Annotated in this window: 2 protein-coding genes; one reads left to right on the plus strand and one right to left on the minus strand. The window is 43.9% G+C overall.

All coding sequences use genetic code 11. The features are described 5' to 3' along the window. Positions 1-369 precede the first annotated feature (369 nt). Positions 370-1,287 carry a homoserine kinase gene (gene thrB / locus ACTHUE_RS14330; RefSeq protein ID WP_039862560.1) on the plus strand — a complete coding sequence of 306 codons (918 nt, stop codon included), beginning with the start codon at positions 370-372 and terminating at the stop codon, positions 1,285-1,287. A 42-nt stretch (positions 1,288-1,329) separates the two neighbouring features. Here the strand turns inward: thrB and ACTHUE_RS14335 are convergent, their stop codons facing one another. Continuing rightward, the gene (locus ACTHUE_RS14335) at positions 1,330-2,856 is read right to left on the minus strand and encodes a DHA2 family efflux MFS transporter permease subunit (RefSeq protein WP_004521043.1); all 1,527 of its coding nucleotides are present in this window, start codon (positions 2,854-2,856) and stop codon (positions 1,330-1,332) included. Positions 2,857-2,988 lie beyond the last annotated feature (132 nt).

Raw genomic sequence — 2,988 nt, forward strand, 5'->3', positions numbered from 1 at the left:
TTTAGCAAATGTCAACTAAAATTATCGAAAATTCTAACTAACTGTGTTATACTGTCTGCTTCGTTTTCTTCACCGCGTCAGCAGCGAAGAACCGAACTATACGCCTACCTACAAAACCAGTCAACACATTTCACAAAATTATTTTCTGAAATTTAATCACTTCCCTGTTTTAACAGGGTTTTTATTTCTAAAAAAATACTATCAAACTCCCACACTATCCATACATACAAAAAAATACAAACTAAAGGCCGTCTGAAATTTTGGTCTCAGACGGCCTTTTGAATTTGACCTTCGCTTTAATTTATATTGTTGCCGCTTGTTTTTTGGTATGATGTTTCTTTGATCCTTTATATCAGCTTCGAGTTTGCTATGTCTGTCTATACCAGTGTTTCCGACGCTCAAATGCGCGATTTCTTGCTGCAATATGATTTGGGAGATTTTGTCTCTTTGCAGGGGATTGCTCAAGGAATTACTAACAGTAATTATTTTCTGACTACCTCAACCGGTCGTTATGTGTTGACTGTTTTTGAGGTTTTAAAATCAGAGGAACTACCTTTCTTTTTAGAGCTAAACCAACACTTGAGCCAAAATGGCGTTGCCTGCGCCGCTCCGATTGCTCGTAAAGATGGCGGACTGCATTCTATGTTAGCCGGAAAACCTGCTTGCTTGGTAACTTGTTTGAATGGCTCCGATACCGGCTGGCCGACTGAGGCACAATGTTTCCACACTGGTGCGATGTTGGCCAAAATGCATTTAGCCGGCCAAGATTTTCCTTTAAAAATGAAAAATCCCCGTTATGATGGCTGGTGGCATGATGCCTGCACCCAGTTGCTCCCGGTTTTAGATAGCGAAGATGCCAAACTGCTTCAATCTGAAATTACTGCTTTAGATAAAAATCTAGGAGAGCACTTACCTTCCGGTATTATCCATGCCGATTTATTTAAGGATAATGTATTGCTTAACGGAGATGAAGTTTCCGGTTTTATCGATTTCTATTATGCGTGCAACGGTAATTTCATGTACGACCTGGCAATTGCGGTTAACGATTGGGCACGAACAGCTGATAACAAATTAGACCCTGTCCTTTATGATGCTTTTCTCCATGGCTATGAAAGTGTACGTCCATTATCTGATGAAGAACGTGCATATTTCCCTACTGCACAAAGAGCCGGATGTATTCGTTTCTGGGTATCGCGCCTGCTTGATTTCCATTTCCCTCAATCAGGAGAAATGACGTTTATTAAAGATCCAAATGCATTTAGGGATCTACTATTGAGTCTTAAATAATATATAGATAAAAGGCCGTCTGAAATTCAGACGGCCTTTTATCTAATGCCCTCCCCCGCCGGAACCGCTAAACGGAGGTCTTGCCAACCAAATAATGGGGATCATACTGATGAATATGATACTGCCTGCCAAGAAGATTTCATTTGAACCAATAATAAAGCCTTGTTGGGAAATAGTACTATTTATCGCAGCCAGGGCTTGCTCTTTGCTCAGGCCATTGGCCATCATGCCTTGAATAGATTGGTTACTGATTGAGGACAACAAGTTAACATGTTCGGTCAGTTGAGTATGGTGTAGAGCTTCGCGTCGTTCCCACATGGTGCTGACAACAGATACTCCGACACCACCCATAAAGACACGCAAGAAATTAGACAAGCTACTGGCCGAGGCAATTTGGTTGCCCTTCATATGCGACAAGGTAATACTGGTCAAAGGCAGGAAGAACATGGCTACGCCTAAACCCTGCCAAAACTGCGGCCAAACAACGTTGCTCATATCCATTCCGGCATAGAAATCGGTTCGCCAATGGAATGTGTAGGCAAACACCAAGAAGCTGGCACTGACAAACAGACGCATATCGACGCGATTACCAAACTTACCGATAATCGGCGATAAAATAATCGGCAGGAAGCCCACCGGTGCAGCAGCCAAACCTGCCCAAGTAGCGGTATAGCCAAGATTTGATTGCAACACTAAAGGCAACAGGGTCAATGTACCCATATAAACCATGAAGCCCAAGGATGTCGCAACAACACCTATCGTAAAGTTTCTATTTTTAAACAATGACAAATCGACAATCGGGTATTTCTCGCCCAGCTCCCAAACAATAAAATATGTCAGGAACACCAAAGCGGTAACGCCCAAAACGATAATCTCTCCTGAGGCAAACCAGTCCAATTCCTTGCCCCTATCAAGCATCATTTGCAATGCGCCGACACCGACAATCATCAACACCAGCCCGACATAATCGATTGGCGCCCTGACGATTTCGGTTTCCCTGTGTCTAAGCTGTTTCCAAGCAATGGAGGCGGATAAAATCCCGATTGGGATATTGATAAAGAAAATCCATCCCCAATGCCAGTTGTCCGAAATCCAACCGCCTAGAATCGGTCCCAATACAGGAGCAACAACGACGGTCATTGCCCATAAGGCCAGTGCCAATGTTCGTTTTTCAGGCGGATAAGAAGCCATCAACAGGCTTTGGGACAAGGGAATCAATGGCCCGGCAATGAAACCTTGCAATACACGGAAAAAAACCAAGGCTTGAAGATTATGTGCCATACCGCACAGCCATGACGTTACGACAAACCCGATCACAGCGGCGATAAAGATTTTGACCTCGCCAAACCGCTTGGCCAAAAAACCTGTCAAGGGAACGGAAATGGCATTGGCTACGGCAAATGAGGTAATCACCCAAGTCCCCTGCGTGGTAGCCGCACCTAAATCCCCTGCAATAACAGGCACAGCGACGTTGGCGATGGTGCTGTCCAAGACTTCCATAAATACGGCCAAGCTGAGCGCCAAAGTTGCCAACACCAGCTTAAACCCTTGTAACGGCGGATAATTCATATTTTTAAACTATAAGACAACCGCCAAAGCGGTCGATTGAAGAGAATCAATATTTCAGACGGCCTGAGCCTTCAATAAAAGACTCAGGCCGTCTGAAAAGATTATTTTGCGTATTGCTCGAAGATTTTATCG

The organism is Neisseria sp. P0021.S005, from assembly GCF_051956955.1.